Consider the following 15189-nt stretch of genomic DNA (forward strand, 5'->3'; position numbering starts at 1 on the left):
CGATGTTATTACCGCTATGCATACTTAAATTAATCGTCTCCTTTGTTTCACTTGCAAGAGCTTCTATGTATGGTCTGGCGATTTCTTTCAAACCGGTTCTTTCGATAATGCTATTTCCAATGGTAAAAAGCTTAATACTATTTGAGTATTTTCTGGTATATGGATTCTGCACAATATATCCGGCCTCTTTTATGGTACTAGTCAAACGATGCACAGTGGTTTTATCCATGGAAAGCGCATGGCTTAACTGCCCAATAGAAAGCTCTCCTAATTTGTCTAAAGCCTCAATAATCTGAAACGCCTTTAATATGGATTTGACACAATTTTCTCGTTTCGCAACAGCATTCATTTTATTTTATCCTCCCAAAGCACCTTGCTTTTATCAGCAATTCGGTTAAACGAAAACTCCACTGCTCATCATATTCTTCTAGGTGACATTCAATATAATTTTTGATGAACACATATCTTCTCAATCAAAAGCACACGATGTCCCTTCTATGGTTTCAATGTTATTAGAGTAAAAGTTAACCCCTGTGGTTTTTCATATCCGGATTATATTTTCACCCTCATATCATAATACGAAATAATATTTCGTATTATGATATGTCTTTAAAAGAACACTTCAAAATTAGAATGATTGAACGATAAAGCAACGGGCGTTATGATCAAAGTATGTTTGTTTCAAGGCGATTGTTTCCCCATGGAACCTACTCTCCTTTTGCTGTATTCCCAGTTCCAATTTCTACAGCAGAGTGATGTGTATCTTTCATAAATCTGTTAATCACTTTAATCATTCCTTTTTTACCTGATCAAATAAAAAAAGGGATTCTATTTTTCAAAACGAAAAACAGAACCCCTTTTTTCGGAAGATTCATTAAAATATATTTTACAACAATAAATAATCTTCTTTCCATCCAGAAGTAAATTCACCTTTTTAACTACCAAGAAGAAATCTGGGCATAGATTTATATTAGCTTCTTATAACCACTCCAATCGGGATTCAAGTTATAAATTTTTCCATCGGGATTTAAATGAATATAAACAGTCTTTCCGTCTGCAAATTTCAAACTATTTTCAACTTTGAAAACACCGTCAACATGGCTTTCAACAACATTTTTTAGTAACTCTTTTTTCGCCTTCTCTTTAGCTTCTTTTTCTGTTTCTGCTACAAAAAAACCATATTCATGCTGCTCTCCGAAGGTTTCCTTTAAATATCCACCCATATTTATAAAAAACAGATTAAGATGTGTATTTTGGGGATAATCTGCAATCTGAATGGCATACCCATCAGCGCCTGTAAGTATTTTATATTCATCTAGGTGTAAATACTCACCATACCAATCTTCTTTAAGGGTCTCATACGTATTTTCGATGCAATCTGCTATAACCAGTTGCACATCATGTACTTCAATATTTGCTTTGCGACTACTTCCACCAATTCCAATCACAAATAAATTTTTCATATATTCCTCCTACCTTACGATTAAGCAATCTAAACCTCTACTTCGTCATTTTTATTAAAAATTTTTTCTCCATGGGTTTTGTTCAAAAATCGTTTCACCTTAAATTCTTGTTACTATTTGAACGATTATGCACGGAGACATCCTCTTTCATTTGTAAATTCTGCATATCTCTTACCCGGCATTTCAAGATATTATGAAATTCACACTATTGCTTTAACATAAGTGTTATATGCCCTATTTAAAACTGTCCACGCAATTTCAATATCTTTTTCTTCTGTCCTCCAATTACTGATTGCAGCACGTATTCCAGGTTTTCCTTTGTATACGGTTTGAGTAAAAAATGCGCCACCATCTGCATTCACTAAATCCAAAAATTGTTGTATATTCTCTAATGTTATCGTATGTTCATCAAGATGAATGGTAAAGCAGACAACATTTAATCTAGTAATTGACAGCAATTTGAAGTTGTTAGATTCATTGATTTTTTCACTTAGCAATTGAGCTAATTCGCAATTCCTCTCGACGATATCCTGATATCCATTTTTACCATACGCCTTTATAGTAAACCAAGCAGGAAGGGCTCTAAGCCTCCTTGAATTCTCTGGAACTAAATGAACATAGTCAGGTGTTTCAGAAATATCCCCTAAGTACACGGCGTTATTTTGAAAAACTTGCAGCTGAAGTTGGGGATGCTTTGTGAATTGCATTGCACTATCATAGGGAACATTGAGCCATTTATGGGCATCTATCGTAATAGAATCTGCTTCCTCCATTCCCTCTATAAAATGGGAATATTTTTCAGAACAAGAAGCAAATCCACCAAAGGCGCCATCAACATGGAGAAAGAAATTATATTTTTTCTTTAATTCTCCAATCTGCTTTAAATCATCAAAATCAACTGTATTCACAGTTCCTGCATTTGCTACAACAATACATGGTTCCCCATTCAATTGCTTTAAGTAATTTTCTAATGCTACAATATCAATTGCCTCTCTTTTGTCTATTGTTGGAATATAATGCATATGATTTCTTCCCATACCCAGCATAGACATCCCTTTTAAAATACTGGAATGAGGCGTAGCACTCACAATCTGAATCGGTGGAATTGCATACAGTCCATCTAACGATAAATGTATACCTAATTGATTGGCTACCCATTGCCTGCCAATTGCCAATCCTACAAAGTTCGCCATGGTAGCGCCTGTTACAAATGCGCCTGAAAATTGTTCTGGCAACCCAAAGAGCTGTTTTAATAAATTTATAGCCTCTTCTTCAATTTTTGCGGCACTTGAATGATCACAAGCAGTAGCATTTTGATCAAATGCACTCACCAACCAGTCTCCCATTAACGCCGCTGGAGTTGCCCCGCCCGTTACAAAACCAAAATACCTTGATCCCCCACTTGAAACAATTCCCTTGTAAAATCTTTGCATAAACTCTTCCAATGTGTTTTCGCCGCCTAATCCAATTTTATTTAATTGTGCAGGCGAATAAACATTACTCCTGTCAGGATAAGTTGATATTGCATTAATGTTTTCTAAAAAGTCAAATGAGCAGTTCTTTGCTTTTTCTAATAAAGTATTCATGTTAATTAAATCCTCTTTTAAACTTTTATCCATAAATTTGCTCCTTTCAAGTTTTCATGCGCAAAATTGTTATAGTATGTTATAATATAATTACTATATATCAAGCATAACAGTCAACATCAGACTATAACACTTAGGAGAGCAAAATGGACCTTCAAATAGATCTAAATAGAAATACAAATATATCTTTATCCAAACAAATTTATCAGTCAATTGCTGATCGTATCTCCTCGGGTTTTTTGGATAAAGGCTCTAGATTACCTTCTGTCAGAAGCCTATCAAAAACACTCAACGTGAGTATGGTTACCGTTTCCAAGGCATATTCCATGTTGGCAGAGGATAATATCATTTCTACAATACAGGGAAAAGGGACTTATGTGCAAACAGAAAACAGGAAGATTCATAAAAATCATAACGTCAATTCCACTTCTCTTAATTGGCAGCTATCCATCCCAGATCACCTTCCAAGAGCCCAATTTTGGTGGCAAAACATTAGTTTAACCGCAAAATCACAACTATGGTTATCAGCCGCATCCGTTCACGGTTCATTACTTCCCGAGCACCTTATTTCCAGACATATATCATCCTTCATCTTAAAAAATCCAGGTATTCTTTCAGAGTACGGATCTATCCAAGGAGATTTGGAATTTCGTGCTGCCATAGCTGATTATTTAATTTCCAGCGGTATTTCAATATCTAAAAATGAAATTATCGTAACCAATGGTTCGCAACAAGCAATTAATTTAGTCGCTAGAACATTTATAGGTGCAGGGGACATTGTAGTAATGGAAGCCCCAACCTATACCGCTGCTATTGATGTTTTCCGCTGGCAAGGAGCTACTATTTTATCTGTTCCCGTTGATAAAGATGGCATGCGGATTGATTTGCTTTTACGGCTATGCGATACCTATTCTCCAAAATTAATTTATACCATACCGACTTACCACAACCCAACGGGAACTGTAATGAGTATGCAAAGAAGAAAAGAAATAATTGAAATTGCCAAAGACTTTAATTGTTTAATTGTTGAAGATGATCCTTGGCGTGAAATTTCATTTGAAGAAAATCAATTACCTGCTTTAAAAAGTTTGGATACCGATGGTCATGTTATATATATAAAAGGATTTAGTAAATTTCTATCACCTAGTTGCAGAATTGGTGCTTTGGTAGCATCAGGTACCATCCTAAATAGACTTCTTGCGGCTAAGTCCAATTCTGATCTTGGCAGTCCATTATTAACTCAAAAAGCGTTATTACCTTTTGTTCAATTAAACTTCATGAAAAAACATCTAAAAAGTATGAATCATATTTTATATAAAAGGCGTAATTTAGTTCTAGATCTTCTCAAAAAACATATGCCAGACACTGTTGCATGGACTTCTCCCATGGGAGGACCAAATATTTGGCTTACTCTTCCAGCGTGGCTAAGTGCAGAGAGTCTTGTTTTTGAAGCTCAAAATAACAATATTGCCTTCCTATCCGGATCAACTTGTTATTCAAGCGAGCCAGAATTTAACCATATACGCCTAAGCTTCTCTTCTTTGGAGCAAGAACAATTGGAAAATGGCATTAAAACTTTAAGTAAAATTGTATTCTCATTTCTAGATAAATAATAGAGATTGATTCTTTATATAAATCAAACATTTTTCACTTGGCACCAATGGGTCTTTCCTTTTACCTGTAAAAAAATCAGAGGCATCAAGATTTTTATCTCAAAGCCTCTGATTTTTTATCATCCATAGTCTTTTACTTTTATACTTATATTATTGGTTATACAGTTTCCTGCTGTCCAAATAAGCATAAGAAACAACTGGCTTAATATCAATTCCTTAATTACTTTCCCTTTCTTGGCTAATTCAAATAGTCTTTTTTTCTATTCTATGAATAGAATTTTAAAAAAAGGAACTTTGAACATGAATGAATATTTAGTATCCTTGCTGAAAGAATATTGGTCTTCACCCGCTACGGCACCAATACAAATTACCATTCCAGTTGAATACATTCATAGAATCCTTAAAGAATTACAAAAGCTTGAATCGTTTTACAGTTCAAAGTGTAATTCAGATGAACTTTCAAACGAATATATAAATTGCATTCATGATTATTGTATTCTGTGTCGAATTATAAAGAAAATAGAAAACCTTATTTCTTCTCCAACTCATTTATACGTATTAAACGTAGATTCTGAGGAATACAAATTTTTACTCCCTTTGATTAATCAACTATTTGGTCAAGCTTCAACACCTGATGTGTCTGGGAAATAAACTTACAGATTATGATACTTAATATTATGATTTAAGTGGTAATAAATCCTTTTAAATAGCGAAAACAACACCTAAAACATTAGAACTGAAATGGGAAATCACCCATCTCTGATTATATACATCATCAGTTATGTCTAATTAATATACTAATGATTTAGTTTATCAAAAAATCCTCATACCACTAAGAAAATTGAAATAGACTTTCATAGTTAACTACTTAATATTACAAGCAGAAGATATCTACGGGTAATCTAAATGATACCGCCTATTTCCTATGCTGTTTCTACGCCAAAATGAGCACACAATGCTGCTAATCCACCGCTAAATCCGTTTCCAACCGCATTGAATTTCCACTCGCCATTATGTCTATAAATCTCACCTACAACCACAGCGGTTTCAATAGAAAAATCTTCGCCCAAATCATATCGAATCAGTTCAGCTCCCGTAGATTTGTCTACAATTCGGATATACGCATTGCTCACTTGTCCAAAATTCTGTCGTCTTGCTTCTGCATCATAAATCGTAACTGTAAAAGAAATTTTAGCAATGTTTGCAGGAACTTTAGAAAGCTCAACCATGATCTGCTCATCATCGCCATCCCCTTCTCCTGTAAGATTATCTCCCTTATGGTCTACAGCCCCACTTGGGTGTACCTTATTTCCATAAAAAATGAAATCTTCAGAAACTGTGATTTTTCCGTTTTCGCCCAATAAAAATGCGCAAGCGTCCAAGTCAAAATCCGACCCACCATCATATGCATTTACATCCCATCCAAGGCCAACCATCAGGCTGTTCAACCCCTCGTTTCCTTTTGTTAAATCCACTTTCTGTCCTTTTTGTAAATTAATTGGCATTATATTGTACCTCCTCTAAAATATTAATGATTTGACAGTTTTGATTTAAAATCTTCTTTAATTTGATTAAGTCTTTTTTGATCTTCAATTCGCTTTGACCGGGCATTTTCTTGAATCTGTTGTGTCTCCGCGATACCGTTACAAATTGTCTGCCATGTTGCTTCCAATGTTTCAATCTTAACAGAACTGCTTGATGCTAAGCGAGTTGTATTTTTAGATTGTTCCACTGTATTTTGTGCATTTTTAAGCAGTAATTCATTTGTTTTTTCATCTAACACTGCCATGGCATCTGCCTGAATTTTTTGGCGTTTCAATAATATCGCCTGTGATAAGGCCTGTTTGAATACAGGTAACGTTATAATAAATGCAGAATTAATTTTTCTTACTAAATTCATATTACTAAATTGCATTGTTTTAATCATTGGAACAGATTGCATAGCAACATTTTCCGCAATTCTTAAATCTTGTGTTCTCTGTTCAAGTAGCATTTTTGCCTGTTCTATGCCTGATAGCTCCATTTGAATACTACTATCTCCAGTATTAGCAAATTCATCTTTTCTTTTTTCAATATATTCTTCTAATTCTCTAACCCCTTGTTCCCCTGCTAAAATGTATTTCTCCAGCTCGTGAAAATATCCCACATTTGAATCGAACATCGTCTGCAAGGATTTGTTAGATTCTTTTATCTCAGCCTCATATTTTTTTAATTCAACATATATTTTATCAACGTCGTCTCCCATTGTGTGGTATTTTGCCAAAATCTTGTCCAACTGTTTTCTAGCACCACCAAATATTTTCCCTAAGAATCCGGGTTCTTCCTTGATTTCATTAATATCGAATCGCTTCATAATATCATTTAAAGAAACAAGCAGTTGACTTGATTGGTCAATTTGGTTCATGTTCATACTATTTAACACCACATCTGATGCTTTAGAAATATTTTCTGCAACTTCTGCCCCAAAAGACACCATCGACTCCATATTAAAAACATCAATGTTACTTACAATGGCATCAACTTCTGGTGAATTCACCATTTTTTGTGTTAGTTCTTTCTTTTCTTGTTGAATATCAAATTCTGGAACTACTTCCTGTCTGGAAGTTATTTGTGAATTTGTACTATCTAAATTCAGCCCCATTATAGAATCCTCCCTTTCGTTATCTTTTCAGAAGTTTTTTTAGAAATCCTTCTTTTTGCTCTTGTTCACTTAATTTGCTTCCTTGTACACTAATGGGAATTTTCAAATCATACATAAATTCGCCAATTTGATGCTCAATAAAGAATGGTTGCGTATAATATTTTTTAATGAGTCGATAACCAGTAGGTACAAATAATGCAATATCAAAACCAATGAAATGCAAATATGCTAAAATAATACTTTCTTCCAACCCATATTCCGTTTCACCAGTATTAATTAAAACTAACTTTGGATTTTTCTTGGTAAAATCCATTTTCTGAATTAATCTTGTAATATTCTTATCCAAATTCATAACAACACTAATTATATTTTGTTCAACCCCTGCTGTAAACGTACCTTGAATGAGCCTACTGTCCAGCAATTCTTGAAGTTTATGAAGCATATACTCCTGTATTTCTTCTCTGAAAATACCATATTTATAATTTCTGTTTCTAAAAATACTTGTTTTCTGTAAGACACCATTCTTAATTGCATTTTTAGAATCAAATTTTTCATCAGAACTTTTATAAAAAGAAACTTCATCAATCAATATGGTATCATCAACCAATAATTTTTTTATTTCTTTCCAATATTGTCCCACGTCCTCATTTTTTACACCACTTATCTTCGCAACGATTGCAGGTATTACTACTTTATTTTGAATTATTTCAAAATTAGGACGCATATTCACTTCTTGATCCCATAATAGATATATTTCCTCATACATGGTTTTTAATGTAACAGCCACAGCATCCTTATATTGTTGATTTCTATACAGACCGGAATCCTGATATAACAAAGAATTCAAATCCTGCTCTGCATGATAGGCGATGGTTCCATAATGAACATCTTCTATCTTTGTTGGGAACTTATCGAGCTCAACAGACTCCTCATATTTTCTATCGAACAATCTTGGATCAGCCAGCAAGCACTCCTTCTGGGTATTGGGATTAATCACGAAAACATCCAGTGGCAATGAAGCAAAAAATCGAAACATCATGGTTTCTGCTATATTTTTACAAGTTCCAAAGTAAATAAGAACAGGTAAATTTATTTCGTTTTCTTTGGTAAACAAAAATTTTACGTATCTATTAAACCAAGCAATCAAATAGACCCCTTTGCTCTTTAACCTTGCAAGATTCTCTTCTTCATGTTGGCTTTCTTCCACAATACAATCCACAAATGCTTTTTGGGCTTGATTACGTAATTTTGGATATGGGCATCTGATCTTCCCTACCAAATCCGTAATCATTTGTATGGCATCCATATAGTTTCCATGTTGAATTTTGCTGACCTCTTCTGGTGTTGGTGGTATTATTTTCTCTAGTACATAAACGGTTTTTCCTTTTTTCTCTAGCTCCGTTTTTAAATGGAATAGCTCCTTGCAATACTCGGTTTTATCTTCAACCCCAGTCATCCGTATAAAAGCATTATAGCAAGTATCCTTGCCATTTCCTCTTTCGTGGTCTTTCATTAGCAAATCTGTAAAAACATCTCCACTTAGCCATGTATTTGTAGCCATTACAACCAGAGCATCTTTACGATACATCTTTTCCAAATATTGTTGTTCTTCAATAAACTGTTTGATTGCTAAGATTGAGAAATCAGAGGGAAACGCTTCACAATTATCTTGTTGTAGTCTTTCAGATATACTTAAGGTGGAATCTACATTTTGATATTTTTCTTCCCCGCCATATCTTAATAGAACAATATCACATCCTGAATGAGACAATATCTTGAGCGCGATTAATTCATAATTCGATATTTCACCATAATATAATATCTTAGGCGGAAGATCCGAACCAATATTTCCAATGGTAGGTCTGAATTTATAGTAAAACCAACACATGAATTTTACAAAAGCATTTTTTATTATATTCATATTTTTACCTGCATTTTGTAATTGTTTCAACTCAGTCCATATGGCATTCGACAATAGGTCTATCTGGGTTATACTCAGATTCCCAAACATAAGCTTTGTACTTCGTTTTATAAATTCCAGTTCCATATTGAACTCAGAACCTATGATATTATCATAGTACATTAATTGATTCTCATCAGGATTTTTCATTTTCTGATCCAACCATATTCCGTCATTTTTTATGGAACCTATAAATTTAATTAAAAATTCTTTCAGCTCAACGGAATACTGGTCGATTCTGCAAAAAAATACCCCCTGAGGATTTCTTTCTGATAATTTTAAAAAATAATCATTTAATCTAGTTATCTTAACTCGCTCAATCAATATTCATCACAACCTTTGTATCTCTTATACGTCAGCAATTTTCTTAATAATGCCACAAGCCTTGTAGTTTCCTAAGTTCACCTTGCTTCTTTCTATAGGAACACCTTTTTCTATGGCTAATTGTTTAATATGCGCTAGCTCATCTACAGTATCATATTCCTCATTTATGAGTATTTTCCATGGTACCCTTCGCAGTAATACACGGGTAGTTTCTCCAATTCCTGGCTTAACAAGATTTACATTGTCTATTTCATATGCCTCTTGAATGTTTCGAACAATCTGTAATCCAGCCATTCCTTTTACTATATCACAATTTACTGTCTTATAATCAAAACATCTTTCAATATCATCTATATATTCGTTTGATTTATCTTCCCTTAAAAGCTTTCCATAAAATGCAGCTCCGTGAAAATCCATTTTTGAAATAATATCTTTCCTCAAAAAGGTTCTGCTAAGCAATCCTGTTATTGTACTATTTAAGCAGGAACTGGGAATCAATATATCTTCATGTGTTCCACATAAATCGGTGATATTTGCTGGATCGGCAACCACCGCCAATCTCTTATCAATGTTAGGATAGTTCACAAGCTCTTTTTCTAATTCATGGAATATGGCACCTTTTCCAACCCAACCATCTAAGAATTGAATATCCTCTGCACGATGTCTAGCTAAAATGTAATTCATTGCATTATGATCAATGCCTCTATCTCGGATAATGGAAATTGCGTAATGCTTAACATTCACACTATATTTATTCAAAATATAGCGATGGACTAAGATACCGATGGGTATCCCGGCTCTTGCCAATGAAACAATGACCAGATTTTCTCCTTTTTCTTGGAACATTTTTTCTGAAATCCTGGCTGTAGCATCCGCAGTGATTTTAGCATAATTTTTCATAGCCATCTCGTATGTTTTCATATACTTTTCAGACGGTTTATATTCTACCGGCAGCATTTCACAGTAATGTGTTCCCCCTTGGATTCTCTTTTCTCTCTCCTCCGTGGGTAATGGCTCAACCAAGCCGGAAATATCCTTTAAGAGTAATTGAACATCGTTTTTGTTATATGTACTTTTCATCATTTACACCATCTCACAATTTGGATATTTTCATTTCCTTGGGCTTCTAATGCGGCTATCAGTTGTTGGCCTCCACTTGTATCAGTCTGGGAATCCGTAATTACAATAACATAATCATACTTTTCCAGATTATAGATAAATGTGATTCTGTTTTCTTCGTAAAAACTGCTAATTGTATATCGATTAAATAGCGGATAACCTTCGTCCTTACTAATCATAATTGGACTTCTCGTTGTTGCATGAAATTCCACTTTACAATTTCTATATTGATCTTGCAGTTCTTTTGCAAAATACATGGGTAAAAACATAAATTCCTCTGTTCCTAAAACCAGTATTTTTTTATATTCTTTCTTAATTACCAAACGGCTTAAAACCTTCTCAACAAACCCGTCGCAAGCTTCAATGTACAAATCCTTGGGCTTGATTACTCTCATATCACATATATCATGGACTAAAATTTCATTTGCCATGCTAGAATCAGAAGATACCTTCTGGTGTTTACAATCTTCATATTGATACTTGTCAATCTCATTGACTTTATATTCAAATTCCATTCTTGCAATATATAAACAATCTACATCAAGCTGGGCAAGCTCTGCCATTCTTGTTTCTTTCATACTGTTCAAGATACATAAGATTGTATATTTCATTTTAAATTCTGGAAACGTTTCATTTAAAGCTGTTACTAATTTCATAATTGTATTTCCAGTTGTTACTTCGTCTTCCACAAATACAATTCTATCTACTTTTTTTAAAACCTCTGAATAGTTATCTATGATGATCCCTTGCTCTTTGGCATGACTATGGGATTCTGTAAAATATAAATAATTGGAATTCTCAATATTTTCTCGTGTAGTTTGGCTCATAAAGGCTACATTACTGCCAAAATAGGCTACTGCAGCTCCAATTCCCGTTGCCGTCTCTGCAAATCCAATCACTAAAATTCTTTCTTTGGGATATTTTTCCTCTAGCAATCCTGCCATTTCCTGAAATAAGTCCATGGATTTCCCAGGGTTTACAGAAAGATGTTTCCCTTGTAAGGGATCCACATAAAGGTATGGTCGAATGCTATTATTATCTCTCTTGGCTATTCTGACTAAGTCTTCTAATTTGTAATTCATTATAATACTCCATATAATTCTGCCAAAGCTGTCATTTTCATTGCCCAGTTTTCATGGGTTTTCACTTCGTTCATTCGCTCACCGGCAAAACTTTTGCCTACCTGTAGGCTTCGAATATCCCAATTCAAAATTGCTTTTGCATCCTGAAAATCTTTTTCTGATACCTTAAGCATTTCATTCACCACATTTATTTGTTTTGGATGAATGACCGTTTTACCAATAAATCCATTTAATCTATCGTATTTCAACTCTCTTACTAATCCATTTTTCCACTCATCATTATCACTTGAAAAGAACTCCCAAACCAAACCTGATACCACATATTCTCTTGAAAATACGGTTAGTATATCACCCATTAATTGTGAAATCGGCAATATATCATAAATTGTTTCATCATAATGCCTTCTGATGGAAAACTCATTACAAAAATCATTTCCCCCAACCCGCACATTTAAAACATGCTCCTTCATTTTATCAATTTTCTCTTTAATCCTATTGAGCACATCAAATCTAGTTTTATAATTTGCAATATCCTTACTTTCTAAAATTGGCATCATATAAAGCTTTTTATAGGAAAGCTCATTAATCTTTAGAAAATTATCATTATATTCATCTCCATTACCCACGGAATATTTAGGGAAAATAAACCCGCAGAGGACTTCTTCATACAAACATATTTTTTTGTATACTTCCAGTAAGTGATTGGCACAACGCACTCTTACAAATATTTTAGGCAAATAAAAATCTTTCCTCTTATGTTCTTCATAAATGCTTTTCAAGGTGTTCTTTAATTGCTCAATAGCCATAGCAACGGAATCCTCTGGAATTGTGTCTTCAAGACAAAGTGCCAAGGAATATTTCTTCCCAAATTTTTCTGAAATCACGGAGTGAGCCACTGTATTATTTAAAGCTGGGGCATATAAGAGTGCTCCAACGCTATATTTCATTTCAATATTATTTATCATCTAAAAGTCCCTTCTTATATAATAGACTTATTTTATCGCAGATTTCATCGGAAATCATCGGACTATTTTCAATTATTATTTTGTTTTCATTTATAATTCTGTCGGAAATATGGGTTGGAACAAAAGCAAAATCGCCCATTTCCAACATGGAATAATCAAATTCACTATCTCCTGCTGTCAAAGTTTTTATTTTTCCATATTTCCCATGAAATCGTTCAATAGCGTTTCCTTTGGTCAGCATTTTTGGAATGCAAAAAATTTTTTTCCGATCTACCATAATCTCAATGTCATCTGCTTTTATTTCTTTTTTCAATATATCATAAATTGACTCAACATTGTCACTACTTGCATATGTAAAAAATGGATATTCCCCATGTATATGTTTTTCTTCCATAAGATTCTCAAAGATTTCTGTGACTCTTTTTACAGCTGGAATTGCACCTTCACAAATAGAAATACTTTCGTCATACCACTGTTGATTCCTCGTTCCTTCCTCTAGCAAAACTGCTCCATTTCCTACCAAAGCCAGCTTACAGCCCAATTCATTTTGTAAAAAACCCAATCTGGAATACTGTACTTGGGTTCTTGTGGTAATGGGAACAAGCTCTAGCCACGTTGCATTTTTTAGAAATGAATAGGTATACTTTGTGATGAAGGCTTGCTCTTTTCCATGAAGCATTTCAATTAATCTAAAGTCCTTCGTAATAATGTGCCGATGGGAAAAAATCATTGTATTATCCAAATCTGTAAAGAACCTTACCATTTTATCTCCTTCTGTTTCATATCATAGCAGCCTAGGCGCTAATGAAATTCCCATTTGTTTGTCAAAACTATAACGCCGTTAGAGTACCACCGGAATTTCAACATGAGATACTAACTTTTCCTGAAAATTATTTTTCCATTCTTTCTCTTTCCCAATGATTTTATTCACTGCTAAATTGGGTATGTTTATACCGCTGGCTACACAACTAAGCTGCACACCACCGGACATTCGTGTATTCACTTCCAAAAAATACGGAATATCCTTTAGATATTTAAATTGAATATTGCACGGGTTTTTTAAATCTATTTTGCTATATAAATCCTGACAAATATCAAGAATTTCTTTCTCATACCTAATGCATTCTACCCGTCCAGCAGATTTGATTCTTGGTATCATAATAATTCCATTTTTTGTTTCCAGACAATCAACACTAACTTCATCCCCAGGTAAATATGGCATCATCATAATTGGTGAAAATTCTTCCCGCTCGCTTAACGCTTCAATAACGCTATCATAAGTCATTCTGGTATTTTGCTTTTTAAATAAAGCTGCATACCCTTTTCTATGATTATCAATAAGTCGGTAGCTCTTTCCGCCCTCGTCCTTCACAAATTTAAAACAAATCTGCTCATAATGATTCAATAGATTTTCATAGGCATTCTTAAACTGCGCTACTGTTGTAACTGTTTCATACAATGGCACTGTACCAATTTGTTTCTCACGAAAATACTGATAAGCAAGGTCTTTCTTGTTTAACATATTCATGGTCTCATAGTCCTCAACCATGACTTTTATTCCAAGTGCTTCAAAACGAGCCTTTTCTTTACTGATTGCAAGCATCCCTCGTCTTGGCATAAATACATCAATGTGATGCTCCTTGCAAAAGTCCAAGCAAAACGTGACGTATTCTTTTTCCCTCAATTTAGGCTCAATATACCACTCATCACATACCGTTCGGATTACAGATTCATTGTTTTCATTGCTGCCAACGATATAAAAATCCTTGTCCTCTTTTATTAAATTTATTATGTTATAAGCAGTGCTAAACCAATGGTTTAACCAAATTCTTGTCATTTCACTCTTCCTCCTGAAAATTAATTATGCCAATGCTATTTAATATAGAAACATATGGTAAGTCAGCACTCACACACTCATAAATTTCCTTTTAATTGATGCAAGAACAGTTTTCTTTTCAATTTTTTTAACCATATAAATTCACCTTCTCTGTGCTTACCATAGACATAATTTATTTTTGCACGGATTCTTTTATAATAAAACTCCCGCTATAGGCTTTTTTCAGATTACAATATAAATTTCTTTAATCAGTGGAATTTTTAAAAGCGCCGTAGGTGAGAAATTTTAAACATTCTTAGCTTATGTGTTGTAACCCATTTTATACAGATTATCCTATGTACATCAAAATGACAAGTAGTAGTACCATTGAATAAGATGACCCATATCAATTCGCTTCATTCAAAAAGCTAAAACGAATGATTGTCATACTAGTTAAGCTTTCTCCATTGAAGCAATATCAATGATACCTAAATTCTCTTGTGTGATATTCAGTAAATTCATTTCTGAAACAAACAACGTAGCAGTTATGATTCCAACAAAGTTAGTAAAGTAACCTTTTTCCAATAAAAATAAGGGGAAGTTCTTGTAATCGCCTGGAC

The 15189-nt window shown here is 33.9% G+C and carries 13 protein-coding genes; 2 read left to right on the forward strand and 11 right to left on the reverse strand.

Annotated features, from left to right (window positions below):
* The 3 genes from RTK36_RS06840 to RTK36_RS06850 all read right to left on the reverse strand — a co-directional run.
* The coding region (locus RTK36_RS06840) for an IclR family transcriptional regulator (RefSeq protein ID WP_312045555.1) at positions 1-349 on the reverse strand (349 nt) is incomplete at its 3' end.
* Between the two features lie 616 nt (positions 350-965).
* Positions 966-1463 carry a DUF1543 domain-containing protein gene (locus RTK36_RS06845; protein ID WP_312045557.1) on the reverse strand — a complete coding sequence of 166 codons (498 nt, stop codon included), beginning with the start codon at positions 1461-1463 and terminating at the stop codon, positions 966-968.
* Between the two features lie 200 nt (positions 1464-1663).
* A complete protein-coding gene (locus RTK36_RS06850; protein WP_312045559.1) occupies positions 1664-3082 on the reverse strand; it encodes a pyridoxal phosphate-dependent decarboxylase family protein in 1419 nt (472 codons plus the stop codon).
* A 113-nt stretch (positions 3083-3195) separates the two neighbouring features.
* Here RTK36_RS06850 and pdxR point away from each other — a divergent pair, with 113 nt between their 5' ends.
* Both pdxR and RTK36_RS06860 read left to right on the forward strand, forming a co-directional pair.
* The gene (pdxR, locus tag RTK36_RS06855; RefSeq protein WP_312045561.1) at positions 3196-4662 is read left to right on the forward strand and encodes a MocR-like pyridoxine biosynthesis transcription factor PdxR; all 1467 of its coding nucleotides are present in this window, start codon (positions 3196-3198) and stop codon (positions 4660-4662) included.
* A 300-nt stretch (positions 4663-4962) separates the two neighbouring features.
* Entirely contained in the window at positions 4963-5313 is a 351-nt protein-coding gene (locus RTK36_RS06860; RefSeq protein WP_312045563.1) for a hypothetical protein, read from the forward strand.
* A 272-nt stretch (positions 5314-5585) separates the two neighbouring features.
* Here the strand turns inward: RTK36_RS06860 and RTK36_RS06865 are convergent, their stop codons facing one another.
* The 8 genes from RTK36_RS06865 to RTK36_RS06900 all read right to left on the reverse strand — a co-directional run bounded on the left by RTK36_RS06865 (position 5586) and on the right by RTK36_RS06900 (position 14590).
* Positions 5586-6167 (reverse strand): TerD family protein, encoded by a 582-nt coding sequence (locus tag RTK36_RS06865; protein ID WP_312045565.1) that lies wholly within the window; start codon positions 6165-6167, stop codon positions 5586-5588.
* 23 nt (positions 6168-6190) lie between these two features.
* Positions 6191-7303: a toxic anion resistance protein gene (locus RTK36_RS06870; RefSeq protein ID WP_312045567.1), complete on the reverse strand. Its 1113-nt coding sequence runs from the start codon at positions 7301-7303 to the stop codon at positions 6191-6193.
* Positions 7304-7322: 19 nt separating this feature from the next.
* Positions 7323-9587, reverse strand: coding sequence for a YceG family protein (locus tag RTK36_RS06875; protein WP_312045569.1), 2265 nt, complete (start codon positions 9585-9587; stop codon positions 7323-7325).
* Between the two features lie 24 nt (positions 9588-9611).
* On the reverse strand, positions 9612-10670 hold the full coding sequence (locus RTK36_RS06880; protein ID WP_312045571.1) for a cysteine protease StiP family protein: 1059 nt from the start codon (positions 10668-10670) through the stop codon (positions 9612-9614).
* A complete protein-coding gene (locus RTK36_RS06885) occupies positions 10667-11788 on the reverse strand; it encodes a phosphoribosyltransferase domain-containing protein (protein WP_312045573.1) in 1122 nt (373 codons plus the stop codon). Before RTK36_RS06885 ends, RTK36_RS06880 begins: the two co-directional genes overlap by 4 nt.
* Complete coding sequence (locus RTK36_RS06890; RefSeq protein WP_312045575.1) at positions 11788-12753, reverse strand: HpcH/HpaI aldolase/citrate lyase family protein; 966 nt, start codon at positions 12751-12753, stop codon at positions 11788-11790. The genes RTK36_RS06885 and RTK36_RS06890 overlap by 1 nt, the downstream gene beginning before the upstream one ends.
* Positions 12743-13516, reverse strand: a complete 774-nt coding sequence (locus RTK36_RS06895; RefSeq protein ID WP_312045577.1) for a hypothetical protein — start codon at positions 13514-13516, stop codon at positions 12743-12745. The genes RTK36_RS06890 and RTK36_RS06895 overlap by 11 nt, the downstream gene beginning before the upstream one ends.
* 78 nt (positions 13517-13594) lie before the next feature.
* Positions 13595-14590, reverse strand: a complete 996-nt coding sequence (locus tag RTK36_RS06900) for an ATP-grasp domain-containing protein (protein WP_312045580.1) — start codon at positions 14588-14590, stop codon at positions 13595-13597.
* Between the last annotated feature and the right edge of the window lie 599 nt (positions 14591-15189).

Source organism: Anaerotignum sp. (genome assembly GCF_031981185.1).
Taxonomy (GTDB): domain Bacteria; phylum Bacillota; class Clostridia; order Lachnospirales; family Anaerotignaceae; genus Chakrabartyella.

Bases quoted from the DNA above. Each gene is read 5' to 3' on its own strand.
- RTK36_RS06885 (WP_312045573.1), bottom strand. From the start codon at position 11,788: ATGAATTACAAATTAGAAGACTTAGTCAGAATAGCCAAGAGAGATAAT.
- RTK36_RS06865 (WP_312045565.1), bottom strand. From the start codon at position 6,167: ATGCCAATTAATTTACAAAAAGGACAGAAAGTGGATTTAACAAAAGGA.
- RTK36_RS06845 (WP_312045557.1), bottom strand. From the start codon at position 1,463: ATGAAAAATTTATTTGTGATTGGAATTGGTGGAAGTAGTCGCAAAGCA.
- RTK36_RS06880 (WP_312045571.1), bottom strand. From the start codon at position 10,670: ATGATGAAAAGTACATATAACAAAAACGATGTTCAATTACTCTTAAAG.
- RTK36_RS06890 (WP_312045575.1), bottom strand. From the start codon at position 12,753: ATGATAAATAATATTGAAATGAAATATAGCGTTGGAGCACTCTTATAT.
- RTK36_RS06870 (WP_312045567.1), bottom strand. From the start codon at position 7,303: ATGGGGCTGAATTTAGATAGTACAAATTCACAAATAACTTCCAGACAG.
- RTK36_RS06895 (WP_312045577.1), bottom strand. From the start codon at position 13,516: ATGGTAAGGTTCTTTACAGATTTGGATAATACAATGATTTTTTCCCAT.
- RTK36_RS06900 (WP_312045580.1), bottom strand. From the start codon at position 14,590: ATGACAAGAATTTGGTTAAACCATTGGTTTAGCACTGCTTATAACATA.
- pdxR (WP_312045561.1), top strand. From the start codon at position 3,196: ATGGACCTTCAAATAGATCTAAATAGAAATACAAATATATCTTTATCC.
- RTK36_RS06860 (WP_312045563.1), top strand. From the start codon at position 4,963: ATGAATGAATATTTAGTATCCTTGCTGAAAGAATATTGGTCTTCACCC.
- RTK36_RS06850 (WP_312045559.1), bottom strand. From the start codon at position 3,082: ATGGATAAAAGTTTAAAAGAGGATTTAATTAACATGAATACTTTATTA.